This window comes from Diaphorobacter sp. (genome assembly GCF_050251835.1).
Taxonomy (GTDB): Bacteria; Pseudomonadota; Gammaproteobacteria; order Burkholderiales; family Burkholderiaceae_C; genus JBFXIE01.
The window spans coordinates 24,579-47,722 of record NZ_JBFWLZ010000019.1 but is presented as its reverse complement, the minus strand read 5'-3'; the positions used below and the strand labels follow the sequence as shown (position 1 = coordinate 47,722).

15 protein-coding genes are annotated in these 23,144 nt (G+C 68.1%); 10 read left to right on the top strand and 5 right to left on the bottom strand.

The window, feature by feature from the left end:
• Nucleotides 1–193: 193 nt before the first annotated feature.
• Entirely contained in the window at nucleotides 194–1,555 is a 1,362-nt protein-coding gene (locus tag AB7E35_RS08605; protein ID WP_428167413.1) for a TIGR03862 family flavoprotein, read from the bottom strand.
• A gap of 89 nt (nucleotides 1,556–1,644) precedes the next feature.
• Nucleotides 1,645–2,601, bottom strand: a complete 957-nt coding sequence (locus AB7E35_RS08600; RefSeq protein WP_428163404.1) for a LysR substrate-binding domain-containing protein — start codon at nucleotides 2,599–2,601, stop codon at nucleotides 1,645–1,647.
• A gap of 384 nt (nucleotides 2,602–2,985) precedes the next feature.
• On the opposite strand from AB7E35_RS08600, the gene AB7E35_RS08595 reads away from it, so the two are divergent.
• On the top strand, nucleotides 2,986–3,867 hold the full coding sequence (locus tag AB7E35_RS08595) for a pirin family protein (protein WP_428163405.1): 882 nt from the start codon (nucleotides 2,986–2,988) through the stop codon (nucleotides 3,865–3,867).
• Nucleotides 3,864–4,835 carry a VTT domain-containing protein gene (locus AB7E35_RS08590; RefSeq protein WP_428163406.1) on the top strand — a complete coding sequence of 324 codons (972 nt, stop codon included), beginning with the start codon at nucleotides 3,864–3,866 and terminating at the stop codon, nucleotides 4,833–4,835. Before AB7E35_RS08595 ends, AB7E35_RS08590 begins: the two co-directional genes overlap by 4 nt.
• A gap of 18 nt (nucleotides 4,836–4,853) precedes the next feature.
• Here AB7E35_RS08590 and AB7E35_RS08585 read toward each other — a convergent pair whose 3' ends face one another.
• Both AB7E35_RS08585 and AB7E35_RS08580 read right to left on the bottom strand, forming a co-directional pair.
• Nucleotides 4,854–8,198 carry a UvrD-helicase domain-containing protein gene (locus AB7E35_RS08585; RefSeq protein WP_428163407.1) on the bottom strand — a complete coding sequence of 1,115 codons (3,345 nt, stop codon included), beginning with the start codon at nucleotides 8,196–8,198 and terminating at the stop codon, nucleotides 4,854–4,856.
• Nucleotides 8,191–10,944 carry a PD-(D/E)XK nuclease family protein gene (locus AB7E35_RS08580; RefSeq protein ID WP_428163408.1) on the bottom strand — a complete coding sequence of 918 codons (2,754 nt, stop codon included), beginning with the start codon at nucleotides 10,942–10,944 and terminating at the stop codon, nucleotides 8,191–8,193. The genes AB7E35_RS08585 and AB7E35_RS08580 overlap by 8 nt, the downstream gene beginning before the upstream one ends.
• A gap of 115 nt (nucleotides 10,945–11,059) precedes the next feature.
• Between AB7E35_RS08580 and trxA the strand changes: the two genes are divergently transcribed.
• From trxA to AB7E35_RS08540, 8 genes are all read left to right on the top strand, one after another.
• Nucleotides 11,060–11,392 carry a thioredoxin TrxA gene (gene trxA, locus AB7E35_RS08575; RefSeq protein ID WP_428163409.1) on the top strand — a complete coding sequence of 111 codons (333 nt, stop codon included), beginning with the start codon at nucleotides 11,060–11,062 and terminating at the stop codon, nucleotides 11,390–11,392.
• Between the two features lie 254 nt (nucleotides 11,393–11,646).
• Nucleotides 11,647–12,909, top strand: coding sequence for a transcription termination factor Rho (gene rho, locus AB7E35_RS08570; protein ID WP_428163410.1), 1,263 nt, complete (start codon nucleotides 11,647–11,649; stop codon nucleotides 12,907–12,909).
• 162 nt (nucleotides 12,910–13,071) lie between these two features.
• Complete coding sequence (locus AB7E35_RS08565) at nucleotides 13,072–14,118, top strand: HlyD family secretion protein (protein WP_428163411.1); 1,047 nt, start codon at nucleotides 13,072–13,074, stop codon at nucleotides 14,116–14,118.
• A gap of 40 nt (nucleotides 14,119–14,158) precedes the next feature.
• Nucleotides 14,159–16,981 carry a ribosome-associated ATPase/putative transporter RbbA gene (rbbA, locus tag AB7E35_RS08560; protein WP_428167412.1) on the top strand — a complete coding sequence of 941 codons (2,823 nt, stop codon included), beginning with the start codon at nucleotides 14,159–14,161 and terminating at the stop codon, nucleotides 16,979–16,981.
• A 4-nt stretch (nucleotides 16,982–16,985) separates the two neighbouring features.
• Complete coding sequence (locus AB7E35_RS08555; protein WP_428163413.1) at nucleotides 16,986–18,113, top strand: ABC transporter permease; 1,128 nt, start codon at nucleotides 16,986–16,988, stop codon at nucleotides 18,111–18,113.
• 93 nt (nucleotides 18,114–18,206) lie between these two features.
• Entirely contained in the window at nucleotides 18,207–18,461 is a 255-nt protein-coding gene (locus AB7E35_RS08550) for a type B 50S ribosomal protein L31 (RefSeq protein WP_011805569.1), read from the top strand.
• A 159-nt stretch (nucleotides 18,462–18,620) separates the two neighbouring features.
• Nucleotides 18,621–20,321 (top strand): hypothetical protein, encoded by a 1,701-nt coding sequence (locus AB7E35_RS08545; protein ID WP_428167411.1) that lies wholly within the window; start codon nucleotides 18,621–18,623, stop codon nucleotides 20,319–20,321.
• Between the two features lie 20 nt (nucleotides 20,322–20,341).
• Complete coding sequence (locus AB7E35_RS08540; RefSeq protein ID WP_428163415.1) at nucleotides 20,342–21,697, top strand: MATE family efflux transporter; 1,356 nt, start codon at nucleotides 20,342–20,344, stop codon at nucleotides 21,695–21,697.
• Here the strand turns inward: AB7E35_RS08540 and phoR are convergent.
• A complete protein-coding gene (gene phoR, locus AB7E35_RS08535) occupies nucleotides 21,663–23,060 on the bottom strand; it encodes a phosphate regulon sensor histidine kinase PhoR (protein WP_428163416.1) in 1,398 nt (465 codons plus the stop codon). The genes AB7E35_RS08540 and phoR overlap by 35 nt on opposite strands.
• Nucleotides 23,061–23,144 lie beyond the last annotated feature (84 nt).

Genomic DNA, 23,144 nt, shown 5'->3' with positions numbered 1-23,144 from the left:
CACGCGCACCGACCGGCTGAGAGCCCAGCCGCCCGTGACCGTACTGCGCGAAGAGCGCGGCGTGGCGCTGGTGCGGCGCGACGGGCCCTGACGAGCTGCCGCGCCCGGCCCGCGGCGACACGGCTGCGGCCCGCATCGGCCACACGCATCAGGCGCCCTTCACTGCGGTTCACGTGCCGATCACGCGCCTGCATCAGCTGCGCCGACAATCGGCGCCCGACAGCGATGCCAGCCACCGCGCCGCGCCCTCACCCGCCGCGCGCCCCGTGGCGCAGCAGGCCGTGAGCAGATAGCCGCCCGTGGGCGCCTCCCAGTCCAGCATCTCGCCCGCGCAGAACACGCCGGGCAGCGCGCGCAGCATCAGGTGCTCGTCCAGCGCCTCAAACGCCACGCCGCCCGCGGTGCTGATGGCCTCGTCAATCGGGCGGGCAGCCACCACGGTGATCGGCAGCGCCTTGATGGCGTGAGCCACTGCCACCGGGTCGCCCATACCCTCCTTGCCCAGATGCTCGTAGAGGATGCCCGCCTTGATGCCGTCCAGCCCCAGACGGCTCTTGAGGTGGCTGGACAGGCTGCGCGAGCCGCGGGGGTGGCGCACCTCCATCAGCACCCGCTCGGGCGCGTGGTCGGGCAGCAGATCCAGGTGAAAAGTCGCATGGCCGTGGGCCACGATCTCGTCGCGCAGCAGCTGCGACGCGGCATAGACCAGACTGCCCTCCACACCCGTGGCCGTGGCGACGAACTCGCCCCGCCGATCAAAGCTGCGGCCCTGGCTGTCGGTAAAGCGCAGCGCCACCGTCTTGAACGGCTGGCCGGCAAAGCGCTCGGCGAAGTGCGGCGTCCAACCCACGGGCGGCGCAGGCGTGCGGCCCAGCAGCTCTTGCAGGAAGGCGCGGCGCGTCTCGCCCGCTGGCGCATCGGCGCGCAGCACGTCAAAACCGCAGTTGGACGGGCGCAGCGGCGCCAGGGCCACACCGCGCTGCGCCAGCAGCGGCACCCACGCGCCGTCCGATCCCAGGCGCGCCCAGCTGCCGCCGCCCAGGGCCAGCACCACCGCGCGGGCGGCGACGCGCACATCGCCCGGTGGCGCGGCAAAGCGCAACGCGCCGTCATCCATCCAGCCCAGCCAGCGGTGGCGCATGTGAAACTGCACCCCCTGCCCGCGCAGGCGCTGCAGCCAGGCGCGCAGCAAGGGGGCGGCCTTCATGTCGGTCGGAAACACACGGCCCGACGTGCCCACGAAAGTGTCCACCCCCAGCCCTTGCGCCCAGGCGCGCAGCTCGGGCCCGCCGAACGCCTGGAGCAGCGGCTCGATCTGCGGCTGGCGCCCGGCGTAGCGGCTGGCAAAAAGCGTGTGCTGCTCGGAATGCGTGAGGTTGAGCCCGCCCTTGCCCGCCAGCAAGAACTTGCGCCCCACCGATGGCATGGCATCCAGCACATGTACGCGCACACCCGCGGCGGCGGCCGCCTCGGCAGCCATCAGACCTGCCGGTCCGCCGCCGATGATGGCCAGGTCGCACGCCAGCGCGCGGGAAGAACCGGAGGAATCAGGCATTGCAAAAGTCATGCGCCGATCATCCCACCAAGCTCACCGTCATTGCCCCACGCCGCAGCAATCCATGCCTTTTCGACGGACCCACCGCGTCACCGCCGCGCCGCCAGCTCCACGCACCGGCCGTCACGCACCAGGGCTTCAAAGCCGCTGGACAGCGCCTCCAGCAACTGACGCACCGCCGGCCGCATGCCCTGGCGGCTGGCAAATGCCGCCTGCACCAGGCCGGGCGCCGGAGCCCAGCCGGGCAGCAGCTCCAGCAGCTCGCCGCGTGCCAGCGGCCCGTGCACCATCATGCGCGGCAGTGCGGCGCAGCCCACGCCTGCCAGCGCGGCGCACAGCAGCGCGCTCATGTCGTCGGCCACCAGGCGCGGCGTGATGGGCACATCCGCCTGCGTGCCGGCCGGCCCCGTCAGGCGCCACAGGCTTTCGTCGGGCGAGTTGCCCAGCCCCAGCGTGGGCAGCCGGGCCAGATCCGCAGGGGTGACGGGTGCTGCGGGCGCACCATCGGCCCCGGCAGCGGCCAGCAGGCCTGGCGTTGCCACCAGCACATGCGGGCTGCGCGCCAGCGGCTTGACGATTTCGTCTTGCGGCAGGTCGGCGTCGGGCGCGCGCACGCGCACGGCCAGATCCACGCCGTCGTGCCATACATCGACATTGCGGTTGGTGGCCTGCACCTGCAGCCGCACCTGCGGCCAGGCGTTGAGAAAGCCCGCCAGCATGCTGCCCACGGCGTGCTGCAACAGCGCGGGCGGGCACGACAGGCGCACCGTGCCGCGCGGCGCGCTGACCTGCTCGTGCACCAGGGCCTGCACGCCGTCGGCCTCTGCCAGCATGGCGCGCGCGTGCTGCAGGGTGCGCTGGCCGATGTCGGTCAGCGCGAAGCGGCGCGTGCTGCGCTGGATGAGGCGCACGCCCAGGCGCTCCTCCAGCTCAGCCAGGCGCCGACTGAGTTTGGATTTGGGGATGCCCGTGGCGCGTTCAGCGGCGGCAAAACCGCCATGCTCGGCCACATGGGCGAAATAGGCCAGGTCGTTCAGGTCTTGCACTGCAAAGCTCCGGTTGCTTTTGATTTGATAGCTGCTTACGCTTGATTTATAAGGGCTTGAGGGTGTTTTGACGCTTGATTTTGATGCGCGCAAGCGCTGCGCAGCGCCAAACCGGCCTGATCTGGCAAGCTCTGGCCTCGCACTGGCTCAAAAGGCCCTGCTCACCCCGCTCCATCGTTCCAATTGCAGGATTATTTGGTGATAAATGGCTGTTTATCCATGTTTTATTAACACCTACAATACAATAAATCGACCATCACAGACCTTGCGGGCATTGCAGCCACCCACGCGGCAGCTATATTTTCAATAGCTGCTTGCGCTTGTGAATAAAGGGCTGCCGCCTTTTTTGCACCACAATCCACAGCCCCGCCGCCGGAGAACTGCATGACAGACCCCTTCATCCGCATCCCCGCCCGCACAGCCCACATTGGCGGCGGCGTGCCGGTGGCGCGCACGCTGCCGTCGCGGCTCAGGCGCACCATTGGCGCGTGGTGCTTTCTGGATCACGCCGGACCGGCCCAGTTTGCGCCCGGCGACGGCCTGCGCGTGGGCCCGCACCCGCACACCGGGCTGCAGACCTTCACCTGGATGCTGGAGGGCGAGGTGCTGCACCGCGACAGCCTGGGCAACGAGCAGCTGATCCGCCCCGGCCAGGTCAACCTGATGACCGCCGGCCACGGCATATCGCACACCGAAGAGTCGCCCGCCGGCGAATCCCGCCTGCACACCGCCCAGCTGTGGATCGCCCTGCCCGCGGGCGTGGCCGACATGGCGCCGCGCTTTGAACACTACCCCGACCTGCCCCGCTGGACCGAAGGCGGCGCCCAGGCGGTGCTGCTGGTCGGCGCACATGCCGGCCGGCGCTCACCCGTGCAGGTGCACACGCCGCTGGTGGGCGTGGACTGGTTCGCGCCACAGGATGCGGCACTCACGCTGGCGCTGAACCCCGCGTTTGAATACGGCCTGATGCCGCTGACCGGCCCCGCCACCGCGCAAGGCCAGGCGCTGGCGGCCGACGAACTGCTGTACCTGCCGCCCGGCGGCACGGCGCTGCAACTGGCGCTGCCCGCCGGCACGCGCGCCCTGCTGATCGGCGGCGAGCCGTTTCCGGACGACATCACCCTCTGGTGGAATTTTGTCGGCCACGGCAAGCCCTACATCACCCAGGCGCAGCGCGACTGGCAGGCCGGCAGCGCGCGCTTTGGCGAAGTGCGCGGCTTCAATGGCCCGCGCCTGGAGGCGCCCCCCATCCCCTGGGCACCATGACCAACTCCGCGCTGACCACCTCTTTTGCGCAATACGGCCCCTGGCTGGTCTTTGGCAACGTGCTGCTGCAACAGCTGGGCATGCCCGTGCCCGTGTGGCCCACGCTGCTGATCGCCGGCAGCCTGGCCGCGGGCTGGCTGCAGCTGGCAGCCGCACTGGCAGCGGCCGTGGCCGCCGCCATGGTGGCTGACCGGCTGTGGTACCTGCTGGGCCGCCGCTACGGCTACAAGGTGCTGGCGCTGCTGTGCCGCCTGTCCATCAACCCCGGCAGTTGCGTGACACAGACCGAGCAGCGCTTTGCCCGCTGGGGCGCGCCCGCGCTGCTGGTGGCCAAGTTCGTGCCCGGCTTCTCGGCCGTGGCGGCGCCAGTGGCCGGGCTGTCGGGCATGCCGGTGGTTCGCTTCACCCTGTCCGCCGCAGGCGGCGCGGCGCTGTGGGCGGGCAGCGCGCTGGCGCTGGGCTGGCTGCTGCGCGAGCAGGTTGCCCACGCGCTGGCGCTGATGCGCACGCACGGCCCGCTGGCGCTGATGGGGCTGGCCGCCGTGCTGGCGCTGTGGCTGGGCAGCAAGCTGTGGCGCCGCCAGCGCTTTTTGCGCTGGGCCACCATGCCGCACATCGACGCGCCCGCCCTGCGTGCCGCGCTGGCATCACCCACGCCGCCGCGCCTGCTGGACTTGCGCGGGCCGGCGCTGGCCGCCAGCGCCCCCATCGCCCAGGCCCACGCGGCCCAATTGCGCCGTCTGGCCCACCAGGTGCGCGACTGGCCGCGCAACGCGGCCATCGTCACCCTGTGCGCCTGCCCGCAAGACGCCAGCGCCATCCGCGCCGCCCAGGCGCTGCGCCGCATGGGCTTTGCCAACGCGCTGCCGCTGCGCGGCGGGCACGATGCCTGGATGGCCATGCTGGCGGGCTGTGCCGATGCACCGCAGGACACGCCCGCACAGGACGCATCGGTTTACGCGGCCTGAGGCCAGCCGCCGGGGCGGTCAGCCAGCTTCCAGAACCACCAGCCGCCCATCCCCGCTCAAGAACGCGGCCCCCACCGCTTCGCCCGGCATCTGCGCCTGCACGGCCTGGCGGTAGCGCTGCAGTTGTGCGATGAGCTGGGGCTGGCGCTCGGGGGTGGCTGCGGTTTTGTAGTCCAGCACCCACCAGCGTGCGCCCTGGCGCGGTTGGTGCAGACGCACCAGGCGATCCAGGCGCAGGCCCTGGCCCTGATGCACTAGGGGCGCTTCGTTGACGGCCAGCTCCACCTGCGCCGCGTCCCAGGCCCAGGCGCCCTCGCCCTGCAGGATGCGCCGCGCCATGGCGGCGGCCTGCGCGGCGGCGTCTGGGGTGATGTCAAAGTCGCGCGCCAGCTGTGCAAGACGCCGCGCGGGCCAGCCGCCGCCCTCGGGGGGCATGCCGGTCACGCCGGCCTGCTCCAGCAATTGGTGCATGGCCTCACCCTGGCGCGACTGCGCGGTGGTGACGGGCGGGCCGGCCTCGCCTGTGCGGCCGCCCTGGTCGGCTTCGGCAGTGCCTGCGGCGGCGCCCGCCTGGTAGGGCGGCAGTTGCGGCAGGGTGACGGCGGCACGGTCCTGCGCGGCGCCGTCCTGCGCGGCTGGCGGCACGGGCGCGTCCTGCACACTGGCGGCCAGGCGGTTCCACCAGCTGCCGGGGGTGGCCGTGCCGGATTGCACCGCCGACAGGGCCAGGCAGTGCTTGGCGCGGGTCATGGCCACGTACAGGGTGTTGAGTTCTTCGCGCTGGCGCTCTGCGCGCTCGGCCGCCAGCAGGTCCACGGCGCTGGGCGGCGGGTTGGTCTCGCTGGCCAGAAAGGCAAAGCGCAAGGGCGCGGGCTGCTCTCCCGGCCAGTCCACCAGGGCCCCCATGGTCTCGGCCTTTTGCGCGCGGGCGTCGGTGTCCAGCAGCAGCACGCTGTGGGCCTCCAGCCCCTTGGCGCCGTGAATGGTGAGCAGGCGAACGGCCTGCGCATCCACCCGGCCGGGCGCGCGCATGCCGGGGCGCTTCATGGCGCGCACGAAGGCGTAGGTGGTCAGATAGCGCCCCCCGCCCAGTTGCAGCGCGGCGGCCAGCAGCGCGCGCAGGTTGGCCAGCACGCTGGCGCGCTGCGTGGCAGGCGCGGCGGCGGCAAAGCGGGCGAGCACGTCGCGGTGCTGGTAGATGGCGTGCAGCGCGTCGTGCGGGGGCAGCGTGTCCACCCAATGCTTATACAGAGCCAAATCAGGCCCTAGCTCTTGTATATCAGGCGCTAGCAGCTCACTTTTTTGCAGCAGATCAAACCAGCTGCATTGGGCATGCGCGTCCTGGCGGGCCAGCAGCGCCAGCTGCACCAGCGCTTCGTCGTTCACACCAAACAGCGGCGACTTGAGCGCGCGCGCCAGCGACAGGTTGTGGCCGGGGGACACCAGCGCATCCAGCAGCGCCACGACGTCCTGCACCTCGGGCGCGTCGCCCAGGTCGGCCTTTTCGGGCTGCACGCAAGGGATGTGCAGGGCGCGCAGCGCGTCTTGCATGGTGGCCAGGCGGTCGCGCTTGCGCGCCAGCACCATGATGTCTTGCGGCGCGGTGCCCGCGGCGATCTGCGCGGCCACCCATTGCGCGGCCTGGGCGCTCTCGGCCATGCGCAGGGTTTGCTCGGCCTCGTGGCGTGGCTCGGTCAGGCTGTCGCGCCATGCGGGGGCGGCGCTGGTGTCCGCACCGTCGTCCGCATCGTCCGGGGCGACGATCGCAGGCAGGCGCAGCAGCTGGCCTGCCTCCTTGGATTCGGTGGTGTGGTCCCGAAAGCCCGCGTACTCGCCCAACGCCTGGGCCGCCTGCATGGCCTGGTTGACCGCGGCAATCACGCCGGTGGCGTTGCGCCGCGTGTGGTCGCAGGCCAGCAGGTCGCCGCCCAGGCCCTGGCGCACGAAAGCCTGCGCGGCCTTGAACACCTGCGGCTCTGCGCGGCGAAAGCGGTAGATGCTCTGCTTGGGGTCGCCCACGATGAACACGCTGGGCGGGCGCTGGCCGCTGGCGCCGCCGCCCGCGCCCGCGTAGCCCGCCAGCCAGGCATGCAGCGCCTGCCATTGCAGCGGGTTGGTGTCCTGGAACTCATCGACCAGCAGGTGGCGCACACGCGCGTCCAGGCGCTCTTGCACCCAGCCCGACAGGATGGGGTCGGACAGCATCACCAGCGCGGTGCGCTCCACGTCGTTCATGTCCACCCAGCCGCGCTCGCGCTTGAGCTGTGCAAACTGCGCAATGAGCGCGCGCGCCAGCCGCGCCATGCGCTGCTGGTGCTGCCAGGCGTGGTGCTGACGGCGCGCGGCGCACAGCAGCTGCAGTTCGGGCTCGGCCTCCTGTGCGGCGGGGTATTTCTGCAGGTGGTTGGTCAGGCGGTCCTGCGCGGCCACGAAGAAGGCCTTGCGCAGCATGTCCAGGCGCTGGCCCAGGTCGTCGCACAGCCAGGCGTCGATGATGGCATTGGCGGCCTTTTGCGGGGTCTTGTTCGACTCGGCGCCCAGCGCCTTGGCCCAGGCGTGCCAGCGCTGGCGTGCGGCGTCGCTGGCCAGGGCGCCGGCCGGGTCGGACAGGCCCGCCAGGTGCGGGTACTGCGCGCCGAAATGTGCGCCAAAGTGCGGGATGGACGCATCCACCGCGCCCGCCTCGTCGGCCAGTGTGAACTCAACACGCTTGGCCAGCGCGCCTTCGAGCGCCTTGTGCGTCTGCGACCGGCCGTGCAGCGCCACGCTGGCCTGGTAGTCGGCGCGCAACTGCGCATCCTGCGCCACGGCGGCCAGATACGGGCGCCAGACTTCGCGCACCGCCTCGGCGTCGTCTTCGAGCAACTCGTAATGCGCGGGCAGGCCTTGCTGCTCCAGCACCGACAGCGGCGCCGTGCCCAGCAGCGCGGCAAACCAGCTATGAAAAGTACGAATCTGCACCGGGCGGCCGGCATCCAGCGTCTGGCGATACAGTTTTTGTAGCTGCTCGCGCTTGTCCTGCGCGTGCTGGGGGCTGATTCCTCTTGCAGTCAGTTCGCGCTCCAGCTCGGGCAGCGGCTTGCTGGAAAACTCCTGCAGCCATTCCTGCAGGCGCTGGCGCATCTCGCCCGCGGCCTTCTTGGTGAAGGTGATGGCCAAAATCTCATGCGGCGCGCAGCCGTCCAGCAGCGCGCGCAGCATGCGCGAGACCAGCATCCAGGTCTTGCCCGCACCGGCGCAGGCCTCCACGGCCACGCTGCGTGCGGGGTCGCAGGCGATGGCGTAAAACGCCTCGCGGCTGACGGGCTGGCCATTGTGTTCGTAGGCGGCTTGCACGGCGCCCACCGGGACAAATTCACTCATTCCAGAAATCCTTGCGGCACAGGCCGCGTGCGGCGCACCAGTCGCAAACGCTGCCCTCGCCCAGCGCGGGCAGCGAGGCGCCCGCGGCAATGCGCTGCATGTCGTGCGTGATGCCCTCGATGAGCAGGTCGCGCAGCTGCACCACGTCGTCCTGTTCGTGCAGGCGGGTTTCACCGCGCTCGCCCACGTTGACGTAGGCGGCGCGCAGGGTGTCGTCCTGCAGCAGGGCCGCATAGAAGGCCAGTTGCGTGTCTTCGGCCCCGGCCTTGATGCGGCCGCGGGTGAGCGCATCGCTCTCGGTTTTGTAGTCGATCACCAGGGGCAGGGGCTCGCCGCCGCCGGGCGGGTGCACCGCGTCCACGCGATCCAGTGTGCCCACCAGTTCCAGCGCGCCCAGCGGCTGGCGCGCGCGCAGTTCGGCCTGGCGAAAGCTGGCGCCAGTGGCTTCATGCTGGGCCAGCCAGTCCAGGTAGCCGCCGCGCAGCGCGGGCCAGCCCGCGGCGTAGGGCAGAAAGTCGCCTTCGGGCAGCTGCAGCTCTCGCGTGGCGCGGGCGGCGGCCTGGTCCATCAGGGCGTTGCGCGCCGCGCCGTCGGCGGTAGGCGTATCGCGCAGCGCTTCGTGAAAGTGCTGCAGCACGGCGTGCAGCCAGGTGCCGAAGTCGCGCTTGTCCAGCGCCGCGTCCAGCTCGTCGTCTTCCTGCAGCTGCAGTTGGCGCAGCGCAAAAAACCGGTAGGGACAGTGGCGCAGGTCGGCATACGCCGATGACGACAGCCGCAGCACCGGCAACTGCGCGCCCACCGGCAGCGGGCGCTGCGTGGGCGCGGCGGGCACGGTGCGTGCCACGCGCGCGTCGGCACCGTTGCTGCACACGCCGTCCAGCTGCAAGGCCTGCACCAGCGGGCTGGGCAGCAGGGGCTCGCCGCCTTCGTCGCCCATGCGCCACAGGATGTCCACCCGCGGCGTGCGCAGGGCGTGACTCCACGCGGCGCGCTGCGCGGCGGCCAGCAGGTCGCGCGTGGGCAGGCCCAGGCCTTCGCGCTGCGCCTGCGTCCACGGGCCGGGCGGCTCGGGGGCGGCCTGCAGGCGCTTTTCGTCGCAGCCGGGCAAGACCAGCGCGGCAAACGGGCGCGCCAGCAATTGCGCCAGCGGCAGCACGACCACGGGCGCGTCGCTCAGGTATTCAGGCCGGTAGCGGGCGGACTCGAGCACCTCGCCCACCCAGCGGGTGAAATCCGACAGGCCCATGCGGGCACCTGCGCCTTCCATGTCCTGCAGGTCGGCCTGCAGGCCTTCGGGCAAGCGCAGTTCGGTCAGCACGCGCGCACCGGCCGGGTCTTGCTGCAGGCCGTCCCACAGGCCGCAGTCCTGCAGCAGCACGCGCAGCGCCTGCAGCCACTCGGCCAGTGGGCGTGCCGCGGCCAGGGGCGCGCGCCAGGCCTGCACCTGGGCGGCCAGCGCTGCCTCGGCGGGGCGCCGGTCCGCGCCAGCCTGCAGCTGCGCCGCCGCGCCAGACCAGCGCCCGGCGCCAGTGCGGCGCAGCCAGTGCTCCAGGAGCCTCTCGGACTTGGAAGTCGCCGGCTGCAAATCGACCGCAGCGGCCCATTTTTCACCGTCTTCTTGCCCAATAGCTCGGCTATTGGGCTGCAAATCCGGCGAAAACTGTGCTCGCTGGGGCCGATTTTGGTGAAACCTTCGGTTTTCGCTTTCGGCGCTGCAAGTTCGAGAGACTCCCGGCGCGCGCAGCGCGGCGGCGTCGGGCGCGGGCAATTGCTTGAGCCAGTCGAGCACGGCGTCGGACGTGGCGTCCCAGGCGCAGGCGTGCAGCGCGGCCATCAGCCGGGCGGCGGCATGTGTGGTGGACAGCAGCCAGCCGTTTTCATCATGCACGGCCACGCCCGCGCTGTGCAGCAGCGCGCTGATGCGGCGGGTGAGCGCGCGGTCGTTGGCCGCCAGCGCCACGGGCGCGCGCCCTTGCGCCAGGTGCGCCAGCACGCAGGCGGCGGCGCGCTGGGCCTCGTCTTCGGCATCGGCCACGGCATGCAGCGCGGCAGGGACGGTCGGCGCGCCAGTCACCGCCTGCGGCAAAGCCACGGTGCAGGCGGCATCGCCCCAGTGCGCGGCCAGGGCGCGCGCCAGCGGGTCGGGTTGAAAGCCTTCCACCACCATCAGCAAGGGCACGGCAGCGCGCACGCCGGGCGAGAACAGCACGTCGCTTGCATGGGGCGAGGCCAGCACCCATTCCAGCGCAATGTGTGCGGCAGCCGCCTCCAGCCGCAGGGCGCCGCCGTCGCCGGCCGCCGGCAGCAGCGCGCGGGCCGCATCAGCCCAGGCGGCACGGCCATCCGGCGGCACGGCGGCAACCACGGCGGCCAGCTGCGCGGCCATCTCCAGCAGCGGGGTGGCCAGCACCTCGCGCTGCTCGGCCAGGCCCGCGCGCTCCAGCAGGGCGCGCGCGGTGAGGGCGTCGCGCGCCATGTCGCCCGCGTATTCGCTGCCCTCGGGCAGCGGCGCGCCCAGCTGCCGCGCCCAGTTGCGCGTGGTCTCGAAACGCGGGGCAAAACCCTGTGGATAGGCACGCTGCCATTCGCGGCGCGCGTGCGCCATCAGCTGGGCATAAGGCACCAACACCACTGCGCTGGCCATGTGCGCGCCGCACCCGCCGGCCCAGGCCTGCACGCGCTCGAACACGGCTTGCCAGCATGGCGCGCCACCGCTGTCCAGATCGTTGTTTGCTATGGCCGTCATAGCATTGCAGGCACCAGCCACAGGCATGAGGAGGGATTGGGTTTCTGTCACAATATTTGGACTGTAAACGTATCGGCAGCATGCTCTGCCCACACAAGGAACCAAGGAACGCCCCATGGCCAGCGAACTCATCAAACATCTCTCCGACGCCAGCTTTGAAGCCGACGTGCTGCAAGCCGACACCCCGGTGCTGGTGGACTACTGGGCCGAATGGTGCGGCCCCTGCAAGATGATTGCCCCCGTGCTGGACGAAGTGGCCAGCGCCTACCAGGGCAAGCTGACCATCGCCAAGATGAACGTGGACGAAAACCGCGAAATCCCCGCCAAGTTCGGCATTCGCGGCATTCCCACGCTGATGCTGTTCAAGAACGGCGAGCTGACCGCCACCAAGGTCGGCGCCATGAGCAAGGCGCAGCTGACGGCCTTCATCGATCAGCAACTGGGCTGACCACCCCCTAAAAGCCCCTGCCGGCCGCCTGCGCACCCGCGGCCGGCGTTCTGCCCGGATGGGCTTGCAGCGCAAACACCTTCTGCTGCGTAAAAAAAACCTGCCATAATCGGCGCCGCCCTCCCCGCCGCACCTCCACCCAGCGGCTGGTCTCAGGTCAACGGCTCGCCCGGTCCGCCATCACCCTTGGCCCGCACGGCACGCAGCCCCTCCCCTCACACAGATTTGTTTCCACTCCGCTCTGGAGTCATTCCATGCACCTTAACGAACTCAAGGCACTGCACGTGTCTGAAGTCCTCAAGCAGGCCGAAGAACTCGAAATCGAAAACGGCGGCCGCATGCGCAAGCAGGAGCTGATGTTCGCCATCATCAAAAAGCGCGCTAAGGCGGGCGAACAGGTGTTTGCCGACGGCGTGCTTGAGATCCTGCCCGACGGCTTCGGCTTTCTGCGCAGCCCCGACACCAGCTACACCGCCAGCACCGACGACATCTACATCAGCCCCAGCCAGGTGCGCCGCTTCAACCTGCACACCGGCGACATGATCGAAGGCGAGGTGCGCACCCCCAAGGACGGCGAGCGCTATTTCGCGCTGACCAAGCTGGACAAGGTCAACGGCGGTCCGCCCGAGCAGAACAAGCACAAGGTGATGTTCGAGAACCTCACGCCGCTGTTCCCCAAGGAACAGATGAAGCTGGAGCGCGACATCAAGGGCGATGAGAACATCACCGGCCGCATCATCGACATCATTGCCCCCATCGGCCGCGGCCAGCGCGCGCTGATCGTTGCGCCGCCCAAGAGCGGCAAGACGGTGATGATGCAGCACATCGCCCATGCCATCACGGCCAACAACCCCGACGTGCACCTGATGGTGCTGCTGGTGGACGAACGCCCTGAGGAAGTGACCGAGATGCAGCGCTCGGTCAAGGGCGAGATCATTGCATCCACCTTCGACGAGCCCGCCGCGCGCCACGTGCATGTGGCCGAGATGGTGATCGAGCGCGCCAAACGCCTGGTCGAGCTGAAGAAAGACGTGGTGATCCTGCTGGACTCCATCACCCGCCTGGCCCGCGCCTACAACAACGTGGTGCCCTCCAGCGGCAAGGTGCTGTCGGGCGGTGTCGACTCCAACGCGCTGCAGCGCCCCAAGCGCTTCTTTGGCGCGGCGCGCAAGGTGGAAGAAGGAGGCTCGCTGACCATCATCGCCACGGCGCTGGTGGACACCGGCAGCCGCATGGACGAGGTGATCTTTGAAGAATTCAAGGGTACGGGCAACTGCGAAATCCACCTGAGCCGCCGCCTGTACGAAAAGCGCGTGTTCCCCGCCATCGAGCTCAACAAGAGCGGCACGCGCCGTGAAGAGCTGCTGCTGCCCCCCGAGATCCTGCAAAAAACCCGCATCCTGCGCCAGTTCATGTACAACATGGACGAGATCGAGTCCATGGAACTCATGATCAAGAAGATGAAGGAGACCAAGACCAACGTGGACTTCTTCGAGGCCATGCGCCGCGGCGGCTGAGGCCGCGCTGCCCCGCCAGGCCCCGCTGAGGACGGGGCTTTTTTTTGCACGACGCCATGACACTGACACGCGGGGTCGGCATACTTGGAAAGCATGACACGAGCTTCACCCAGCAATCAGCCCAGCTCATCCACAGCGCGCAAGCGCCCCGCCGCCTTAGTGATGCTGGTGTCCGCGGTTCTGATCCTTGCACTCGCGGGCGCTTATGCATGGATGCAATGGAGCGCAAAGCAACAAGACAACGGCCTGGCGGGCGGCAATGGACGCATCGAGGCCACCGAGGTGGACATCGCCACCAAATACGCTGGCCGCGTGGCCGAAGTGCTGGTGCAGGAAGGCGACTTCGTGCAGCAAGGTCAGCCCCTGGCGCGCATGCAGGTGGACAGCCTGCTGGCCCAGCGCCGCGAGGCCCAGGCCGGGATGGATCAGGCGCGCCAGTCCGTTGCCGCAGCCCGCGCCCAGGTGGCGCTGCGCGAAAGCGAGCACGCGGCTGCGCAGGCGCAGATCGTGCAGCGCGAGGCCGACCTGGATGCCGCGCAGCGGCGCGCCACGCGCGCAGACACCCTGGCGCGCCAAGGCGCCATGCCCTTGCAAGAACTGGACGATGACCGCGCGCGCGTGCGCGGTCTGCAGGCGGCGGTAAAAGCCGCGCAAGCCCAGGCGCAGGCAGCGCAGGCGGCCATCCAGGCGGCGCGCACGCAGGTGGACAGCGCGCAATCGGCCGTGCGCGCCGCCGAGGCCACAGTGCAGCGCATCGAGGCCGACCTGCAAGACAGCCAGCTCATCGCCCCCCGCGAGGGCCGCGTGCAGCTACTACTGGCCCAGCCAGGCGAGGTGCTGGGCGCGGGCGGCAAGGTACTCAACCTGGTGGATCTGACCGATGTGTACATGAGCTTCTTTTTGCCCGAAACTGTGGCTGGCCGAGTGGCCCTGGGCAGCGAAGTGCGCATCGTGCTGGACGCTGCGCCGCAGTACGTGATACCGGCCCAGGTGTCGTTTGTGGCCAGCACCGCGCAGTTCACGCCCAAGACGGTGGAAACCGCCAGCGAGCGGCAAAAGCTCATGTTCCGCGTAAAGGCGCGCATCGCTGCGCAGCTTCTGCGCCAGTACCGCGAGCAAGTCAAGACTGGCCTGCCCGGCATGGCCTGGGTCCGGCTGGATCCCGCGCAGGACTGGCCCGAGCACCTGCGCAAAACCGCGGCCCCATGATCCGTGACGCTGCGCGCCACGGTGGCACAAAGCCCGGCACATGCAAGAACGGCACACACCCCACCCCCTGCTGACTGCAGCCCCCGCGGTCAGCCTGCACGACGTGCATCTGAGCTACGGCAAAGCCGTGGCCCTGCGCGGCATCACTCTGGACGTGCCGCGCGGTCGCCTGGTGGGCCTGATCGGACCAGACGGCGTGGGCAAATCCAGCCTGCTGTCGCTGATTGCCGGTGCGCGCGGTTTGCAACAGGGCAGCGTGCAAGTGCTGGGTGGCGACATGCGCAGCACCGCGCACCGCAACGCCATCTGCCCGCGCATTGCCTACATGCCGCAGGGGCTGGGCAAAAACCTCTACCCCACGCTGTCGGTCGAGGAAAACCTGCAATTCTTTGCGCGCCTGTTTGGCCACGGTGCGGCCGAGCGGCGCAAGCGTATCGATACGCTGACGCACAGCACGGGGCTGCACCCCTTTCTGGCGCGGCCTGCAGGCAAGCTGTCAGGCGGCATGAAACAAAAGCTGGGGCTGTGCTGCGCGCTGATCCACGACCCCGATCTGCTCATCCTGGACGAGCCCACCACTGGCGTGGACCCGCTGGCGCGTGCCCAGTTCTGGGAGCTGATTGCGCGCATCCGCGCCGCGCGCCCGCACATGAGCGTGATCGTCGCCACCGCCTACATGGACGAGGCGCAGCGCTTTGACTGGCTGGTGGCGATGGACGACGGCGCCATTCTGGCCGCAGGCACGCCGGCCGAGCTGCTGGCGCGCGCTGACACCGACACGCTGGAAGCCGCCTTCATCGCCCTGTTGCCCGAGGCCAAAAAACGCGGTCACAGCCCGGTGGTGATAGAGCCGTTGCAGGCGGGCGACGACGACATCGCCATCGAGGCGCAGGGCCTGACCATGCGCTTTGGCGACTTTGTGGCGGTGGACAGCGTGAGCTTTCGCATCCGCCGCGGCGAGATTTTTGGCTTTTTAGGCTCCAACGGCTGCGGCAAGTCCACCACCATGAAGATGCTGACCGGCCTGCTGCCTGCCAGCGAGGGGCGCGCCTGGCTGTTCGGCCATGAGGTGGACCCGCACGACATGGCCACACGCCGGCGCGTGGGCTATATGTCGCAGGCGTTCTCGCTGTATGGCGAGCTGACGGTGGAGCAAAACCTGGTGCTGCACGCGCGCCTGTTTCATGTGCCTGAAGAACAGGTGCCCAGCCGCGTGGACGAAATGCTGCAGCGCTTTGGCCTGGAGGATGTGCGCGCCAGCCTGCCCGCCAGCCTGCCCGCCAGCCTGCCGCTGGGCATGCGCCAGCGGCTGTCGCTGGCGGTGGCCATGGTGCACCGGCCCGAACTGCTGATTCTGGACGAGCCCACATCGGGCGTGGATCCGGTGGCGCGCGACGCCTTCTGGCGCCTGCTGATCGAGCTGTCGCGCCGCGACCGGGTAACCATCTTCATATCCACCCACTTCATGAACGAGGCCGAGCGCTGCGACCGCATGTCGATGATGCACGCTGGCCAGGTGCTGGACAGCGACACGCCCGCAGCCCTGATGGCCCGGCGCGGCGCAGCCACGCTGGAGCAGGCGTTTATTGGTTACCTGCTGGAGGCCTCGGGCGCATCGTCCAGCACTTCTGCGCCAGATGGCGGCGCAGCCCATGCGGCAGTTTCAGATAAAAAACCGTCTCCAACCCAGGTAAAGCAATCGCCAGCAGCTACAAATAGAGTAGCAACCACGCGCCACGCATTCAGCCTGCAGCGCATGCTTAGCTACCTGTGGCGCGAAAACCTGGAGCTGCGCCGCGACCCGGTACGCGCCACGCTGGCGCTGGCGGGCTCGCTGATCCTGCTGGTGGTGATTGGCTTTGGCATCAGCATGGATGTAGAGAACCTGCGCTTTGCCGTGCTCGACCGCGACCAGACGACGGTGAGCCACGGCTACGTGAATGCGCTGTCGGGCTCGCGCTATTTTGTGGAGCGCGCACCCATCGCAGACCATGCCGAGCTGGATCAGCGCATGCGCAGCGGCGAGCTGGCGCTGGCCATCGAGATACCGCCGGGCTTTGGGCGCGACGTGCTCAGCGGGCGCAGCACAGCCATCGGCGCCTGGGTGGATGGCGCTATGCCCATGCGCGCAGAAACGGTGCAAGGCTATGTGCTGGGCATGCATCAACATTGGCTGGTGTCGCAGTTGTACGAGCGCACGGGCCAGCGCGCCACGGCGCTGGTCACCATGGAAACACGCTTTCGCTACAACCCCGACGTGCGCAGCCTACCCGCCATGGTGCCGGCCGTCATCCCGCTGCTGCTGCTGATGCTGCCAGCCATGCTCACGGCGCTGGCGGTGGTGCGCGAAAAAGAAATGGGCTCCATCCTCAACCTGTACGTCACACCCGTGACGCGCACCGAATTTTTACTGGGCAAGCAACTGCCCTACGTGGCGCTGGCCATGCTGAACTTTGTGCTGATGAGCCTGATGGCCGTGACCGTGTTTGGCGTGCCCATCACCGGCAGCTTTGCCGCGCTGGCGCTGGCTGCGCTGCTCTACAGCTTTGCCGCCACCGGGCTGGGGCTGCTGGCAAGCGCCGTCACGCGCAGCCAGATTGCGGCGATGTTCTTCGCCATGATCGGCACGCTGATCCCGGCGGTGCAGTTTTCGGGGCTGACCGACCCGGTGTCGTCGCTGGAAGGCCCGGCGCGCACGATTGGCAACGTGTATCCGGCCACCCACATGTTCACCATCAGCCGCGGCGTCTTCAGCAAGGCGCTGCAGCTGGGCGACCTGCAGCAGCCCATGCTGGCGCTGGCGGCCGCGGTGCCGGTGATCACGCTAGTGGCCATTGCGCTGCTCAAAAAACAGGACGCCTGAGCCCATGCGCCGCCGTCTGCTCAACATCTACCGCCTGGGCGTCAAAGAGCTGTGGAGCCTGCTGCGTGACCCGGCCATGCTGGTGCTGATCGTTTATGTGTTCACCGCAGCGGTCTATACGGCAGCCAAGGCCCTGCCCGAGACGCTGAACACCGCGCCCATTGCCATCGTGGACGAAGATAGATCGCAGCTGTCGCAGCGCATCATCAACGCTTTTTACCCGCCGCACTTTTTGCCGCCCCAGATCATCACCACGCAGCAGATGGACGCAGGCATGGACGCGGGCCGCTATACCTTTGTGCTCAACATTCCGCCGCGTTTTCAGCAGGACGTGCTGTCCGGGCGCGGCGCCGAGGTGCAACTGAACGTGGACGCCACACGCATGAGCCAGGCCTTCACGGGCAGCAGCTACATACAGCAGATCGTGATAGCCGAGGTGACCGAATTCATGCAACGCGTGCGCGGCACCGGTGCATCCCCCGTGGATCTGGCGCTGCGCATGCGCTTCAACCCAACGCTGGACAAGTCCTGGTTCGGCAGCCTGATGGAAGTCATCAACAACGTGACCATGCTGTCCATCATCCTCACCGGCGCCGCCCTGATCCGCGAGCGCGAGCACGGCACCATCGAGCACCTGCTGGTCATGCCCGTCACGCCTGTCGAGATCATGCTGGCCAAGGTCTGGTCCATGGCTCTGGTGGTGCTGCTGGCCGCCGCGGCGTCGCTGGTGTTTGTGGTGCAGGGCCTGCTGCATGTGCCCATTGGCGGGTCGATGGTCTTGTTTTTGGCCGGCGCGGCGCTGCACCTGTTTGCCACCACTTCCATGGGCATCTTCATGGCTACGCTGGCACGCAGCATGCCGCAGTTCGGGCTGCTGATGGTGCTGGTGATACTGCCGCTGCAGATGCTCTCGGGCGGTACCACGCCGCGCGAGAGCATGCCCGAGCCACTGCAATACCTGATGGCGCTGGCACCCACCACCCACTTTGTCGAGCTGGGCCAGGCCATCCTGTATCGCGGCGCAGGGCTGGATGTGGTGTGGCCCAGGTTCCTGTGGCTGGTCGCCATTGGCGCGGTGTTGTTTGCGCTGGCGCTGGCGCGCTTTCGCCGCACCATCAGCAGCATGGCGTGAGAAAGCTGCTGTGCGATAATTGCGGGCTTTTTTGCGGAAAGTACGCCGGAATAGGCTGGCGCGGCTACCGCAGCTGACTCAAAAAGGAAGATCATGAAAGAAGGCATTCACCCCAACTACCGCGAAGTGCTGTTCGTGGACCTGTCCAACGGTTTCAAGTTCGTGACCCGCTCGTGCGTGAACACGAAGGAAACCGAAACCTTCGAGGGCAAGGAATACCCGCTGTACAAGCTGGACACCTCGTCCGAGTCCCATCCGTTCTACACCGGCACGCAAAAGTCCGTGGACAACATGGGTGGCCGCGTGGAGCGTTTCCGCAACCGCTTCGGCAAGACCGCAGCAAAGTAAACGACGCGGCCCCGCAACTTGCTGCGAGGGCCCGCGCGAAAGTGCCAGCCGAAGCGCGGCGCACGCACCTTCGCACCAAAGGCAGCCCGGCACTACCGCGCTGCCTTTTTTGTTGCTGCCTTGCCATTGCCTTCATCCCCACACAAAGCACTACATCGCGTGAGCCACCCCACCCCCGCCATCGTCCCCCAAAGCGCCGTGCGGCCCCTGCCGCGCTGGGCGCTTGTGTTGCTGTGTCTGGCATACGCCATCGCAGGCTTTGTCGGACGTGCGCCCTGGCGCAATTCGGACATGGCATCGTTTGGCTACATGCGCGAACTGGCCCTGGGCCACACGGCCTGGATGCACCCCCTGCTGGCAGGCATGCCGCCCGATGGCGACGAACTGCTCCCCCTGTGGCTGGGCGCCTGGGCCATCCAGCTACTGGACGGCTGGGTGGCTGCCGAGCTTGCCGCCCGCACTCCTTTCATGGCATTGCTTTTGATCACGCTGGTGGCCACCTGGTACGGCGTGTACTACCTGGCGCGCAGCCCTGGCGCGCAACCCGTGGCTTTTGCCTTTGGCGGCGAGGCGCAGCCTGCCGACTACGCCAGAGCCCTGGCCGATGCAGGCCTGCTGGCTCTCATCGCCTGCCTGGGCCTGGCCCAGCTATCCCACGAAACCACCAGCCATCTCACCCAGTTGGCCAGCACTTCGCTGCTGTTCTTTGCTGGCGCCGCCATGCCCCGGCGCATGGCATGGTCAGTGGCGTGCGCCGCAGCCGGGCTGTTCGGACTGGTGCTCAGCGGTGCGCCTATGCTGGCCACGCTGCTGGGACTGGGCTGCACCTGGCTAGTGTGGAGCAGCACCCGCAGCACTGAGGCACGCCTGCGCACCACTGCCACCACCGTGCTGGCGGCCCTGACGCTGGCCGCCGCTGTGCTGGCCCTGCAGCTGGACTTGTGGCGCTGGCGCATTGCCAGCATGGACTACGCCCGTGAATGGCAGGGCCTGCTGCGCCTGTTCATCTGGTTCAGCTGGCCGGCCTGGCCGCTCGCACTATGGACCCTGTGGCGCTGGCGCCGCCAGATCACCAGCCGCGAATACCACCGCCACCTATTGCTTCCTTTGTGTTTTGTGCTGGTCACTGTTGGCGCCACGCTGACCACCCAGCCCGCCGACCGCAGCCTGCTGCTGGGCCTGCCTGCCCTGGCAACCCTGGCGGCGTTTGCCCTGCCCACGTTGCGGCGCAGCATTGCGGCGCTGATCGACTGGTTCACGCTGCTGTTCTTCAGCGCATCGGCCATCGCCATCTGGGTGATCTGGCTGGCGGTGCAAACGGGCGTGCCCGCCAAACCTGCCGCCAACGTGGCCCGGCTGGCGCCAGGCTACGAGCCTGGCTTCAGTGCACTGGCTTTTGGCGTGGCGCTGACCGCCACGGCTGCCTGGTGCGCTCTGGTGTACTGGCGCGCAGCACGCAACCGGGCCGTCATCTGGAAAAGCCTGGTGCTGCCCGCCAGCGGCGCGACGCTGGGCTGGCTGCTGCTGATGACACTGTGGCTGCCGCTGTTGAACTATGGCCGCAGTCTGGAACCGCAAGTGGCTGGCGTTGCCGCGGCCATTACCGACAAGCAAGGCTGTGTGGCGGGCTACAGCCTGACGCGCGCGCAGATCGCTGCGCTGGCTTATCACGGCCAGCTGCGCGTGGCGACTGTGTCGCAGCAGCACCTGTGCGATTGGGCGGTCGTAGATGCGGATCTGGGGCCCGCCCTGGATACCCTGCTGCCCGCCGCACAATGGCGCCTTGTCGCCCGCGTCAAGCGCCCCACAGACCGCAACGACGTCCTTCTGGTGCTACGGCGCGCGGGCAACCGGCCCTGAGAGGCTAAGGGTCTGAGACCATGTCCGACCTGTCCACCATCTCACGCCACGCGCTTACGGTGCTGGCGGGTCAGCTGGCGGTGATGGCTTTTGGCGTGACGGACACCATCGTGGCCGGCCGACATGCCCCAGAGTCGCTGGCGGCCCTGTCCATCGGTTCGGCCGTGTTCGTCAGCGTGTATGTGGCGCTGATGGGCGTGCTGCAAGCGTTGCTGCCCGTGTGGGCCGAGCAGCGCGGCGCCAACGCGCAAGCGGCCCTGGGGGCCAGTGTGCGCCAGTCGCTGTACCTGTGCGCCACCGCCAGCGTGCTGGGCATGGCAGTGCTGCTGTCGCCCGGCCCCATCCTGCACTGGACTGACGTGCCGCCGGCATTGCACGCCGAGGTGAGCAGATATCTGGCCATCTTGGCCCTGGGTCTGCCGCCGGCACTGCTTTTTCGCATCTACAGCACCCTGAACCAGTCACTGGGCCACCCGCAATTGGTCACCTGGCTGCAGGTGGGGTCGCTGGCCCTGAAGGTGCCGCTGTCAATCTGGCTCACCTTCGGCGGCGGGGGCTTGGCGCCCCAGGGAGCTGCGGGCTGCGCATGGGCGACACTGGCAGTGAACTACGGCCTGCTGCTGGTCAGCTGGATGATGTTGCGCCGTCATGCCATGTACGCGCCGCTGGCACTGTGGCGCTCGATGGAACGGCCAGACTGGGCGCAGTTGGCGCGCTTTCTGCGGCTGGGGCTTCCTGCCGGACTGGCCATTTTGGTAGAGGTCACCTCGTTCACTCTAATGGCCCTTTTCATCGCGCGCCAAGGCGCGCTAGCGTCTGCCGCGCACCAGATTGCCGCCAACCTCGGCGCAGTGCTCTACATGGTGCCGCTTTCGCTCGGTATTGCCACCAGTGCGCGGGTGAGTTTTTGGCGCGGCGCTGGCGATGAGCGCCGCGCTGCCGCCGTTGCACTCCGGGGTTTCTGGCTTGCAACAGTTATGGGATGCGTGCTAGCGGCTTCCCTCTTCGTGGCCAAAGACAGGCTGGCCGCGCTTTATTCGGGCGACGACGCCGTAGTGGCGCTGGCTGCGGCACTCCTGGCGTGGGTGGCTGCCTACCATGTGGCCGACGCGGTGCAAACGCTGTGCATCTTTGTGCTGCGCAGCTACCGCATTACGTTGGCGCCACTGGTGGTGTATGGCGTGCTGCTGTGGGGCGTCGGGCTGTATGGCGGCTATGTGCTGGCCTATCAAGGGTGGCCGGGCTGGGAGCCCCAGCCCTCGCCAGTGACATTCTGGGCAGCCAGCGCTGCCGCCCTGGGCATCACCGCGCTGGTGTTTGGTGCGCTGTTGCAGTGGGTACTCAGACTGCAGACGCGCCCCGAAGCACGTCAGTGACGCCAGCACTGGCGCACTGTTCGCTCCGTTCGGGCGCTCGCAAGCGCGCAGCCGGAAAGTCAACACTGAATATCGAGCCCTGGCCCACTTCACTGGAAATGTGCAGGGTTGCCCCGTGGCGTTGCACTACATGCTTGACGATCGACAGACCCAACCCCGTACCTCCCGTGCCACGCGAACGGCTGCGATCCACACGGTAAAAACGCTCGGTAATGCGGGGCAAATGCTCCGGCTCGATGCCAGGCCCTGTGTCAGTGACAGAAAAACGTGCGCCGCCATCCCGCAGCACGTCCCAGGCGACGGTAATGCGGCCTCCCGGCGGCGTGTAACGCACGGCGTTGTTGACCAGATTCACCAGAGCGCTTTGCAACTCCGCCGCAATACCGGCGATCTGCCCGGCAGCCTGCGCCTGTTCGGACGTCGGAAACACGATCTGATGCTGTCGCTCCTCATCGCCCTGATTGAGCATGGCCGATAGCGCCCTGGCTTCTTCCTCGCAGTAATGCAGCAGTTGTGCCACCGCAACCCATTCATGCATGCCCGGCAGAGGGCTACCCTCCAGCCGCGAAAGCGCAAGCAAGTCCTGCACCAATTTCTGCATGCGCTCCGCCTGCTGCGACATCATGCGCAAGTAGCGCGACTGTTCGTCAGAGCTGAGTTGCAGCGTCTGCAAGGTTTCGACAAAGCCCATCAACACGGTCAAAGGCGTGCGAATCTCATGCGAGACATTGGCCACAAAGTCTCGGCGCATGGCATCCGCCTGCTCCAACGCGGTGACATCGCGCGACAGCATCAGCTTGCGCCCATCTCCATAGGGATGCAAGTGCACGGAAATACGAACCGGCCGCGAGGGCGTACTGTCTCGGCCCTGCAGCACCAAGTCATGCGTGAAGTTGCGGGTAGCGTAATAAGCGCTGAACTCCGGGTCGCGCACCAGATTACCGATCGACTGCAGCCTGTCGCGCTCCGCATTGATGCCGAAATGCTGCTCGGCCATCTGGTTGCACCATTCGATGTGCCCCTCGGCATCCAGCAGCATCACGCCGTTGGGCGAGGCCTGCAAGGCTTCCAGAATCTCCTGGAGCCGAGCATCGCCGGCCCGCGCCTGCGCCTGGCCCTGCCGCACCAACCGCCGCGCGCGGTCGGCCACCTCGCCCCACATGCCGCTCAGACGGGGCGCCTGGGCCAAATCGCCATGACGAAGCCAGTTGACTACGCGAACCCCGCGCCACAAATCCCAGGAGAACCACGCCCACGCAGCAAGAGAAGCGCCGATACAGGCGCCCCAAGACCCCGCCTCTAACCAACCTAGCGAGCCGCCAATCCCCTGGCACAGTAAAAAAAATAAGAAACGCTTGAGCATGTGACCGACACGGAGTCGCTAGAAACAAAAAAGCGCCCGTTTGCGTATGGGCGCCCGAGACAGACGTATGAGTTAGAAAGCGCC

Bases quoted from the DNA above. Each gene is read 5' to 3' on its own strand.
- rho (WP_428163410.1), top strand. From the start codon at position 11,647: ATGCACCTTAACGAACTCAAGGCACTGCACGTGTCTGAAGTCCTCAAG.
- AB7E35_RS08550 (WP_011805569.1), top strand. From the start codon at position 18,207: ATGAAAGAAGGCATTCACCCCAACTACCGCGAAGTGCTGTTCGTGGAC.
- AB7E35_RS08555 (WP_428163413.1), top strand. From the start codon at position 16,986: ATGCGCCGCCGTCTGCTCAACATCTACCGCCTGGGCGTCAAAGAGCTG.
- AB7E35_RS08580 (WP_428163408.1), bottom strand. From the start codon at position 10,944: ATGACGGCCATAGCAAACAACGATCTGGACAGCGGTGGCGCGCCATGC.
- trxA (WP_428163409.1), top strand. From the start codon at position 11,060: ATGGCCAGCGAACTCATCAAACATCTCTCCGACGCCAGCTTTGAAGCC.
- AB7E35_RS08585 (WP_428163407.1), bottom strand. From the start codon at position 8,198: ATGAGTGAATTTGTCCCGGTGGGCGCCGTGCAAGCCGCCTACGAACAC.
- phoR (WP_428163416.1), bottom strand. From the start codon at position 23,060: ATGCTCAAGCGTTTCTTATTTTTTTTACTGTGCCAGGGGATTGGCGGC.
- AB7E35_RS08590 (WP_428163406.1), top strand. From the start codon at position 3,864: ATGACCAACTCCGCGCTGACCACCTCTTTTGCGCAATACGGCCCCTGG.
- AB7E35_RS08540 (WP_428163415.1), top strand. From the start codon at position 20,342: ATGTCCGACCTGTCCACCATCTCACGCCACGCGCTTACGGTGCTGGCG.
- AB7E35_RS08595 (WP_428163405.1), top strand. From the start codon at position 2,986: ATGACAGACCCCTTCATCCGCATCCCCGCCCGCACAGCCCACATTGGC.
- rbbA (WP_428167412.1), top strand. From the start codon at position 14,159: ATGCAAGAACGGCACACACCCCACCCCCTGCTGACTGCAGCCCCCGCG.
- AB7E35_RS08605 (WP_428167413.1), bottom strand. From the start codon at position 1,555: ATGCCTGATTCCTCCGGTTCTTCCCGCGCGCTGGCGTGCGACCTGGCC.
- AB7E35_RS08565 (WP_428163411.1), top strand. From the start codon at position 13,072: ATGCTGGTGTCCGCGGTTCTGATCCTTGCACTCGCGGGCGCTTATGCA.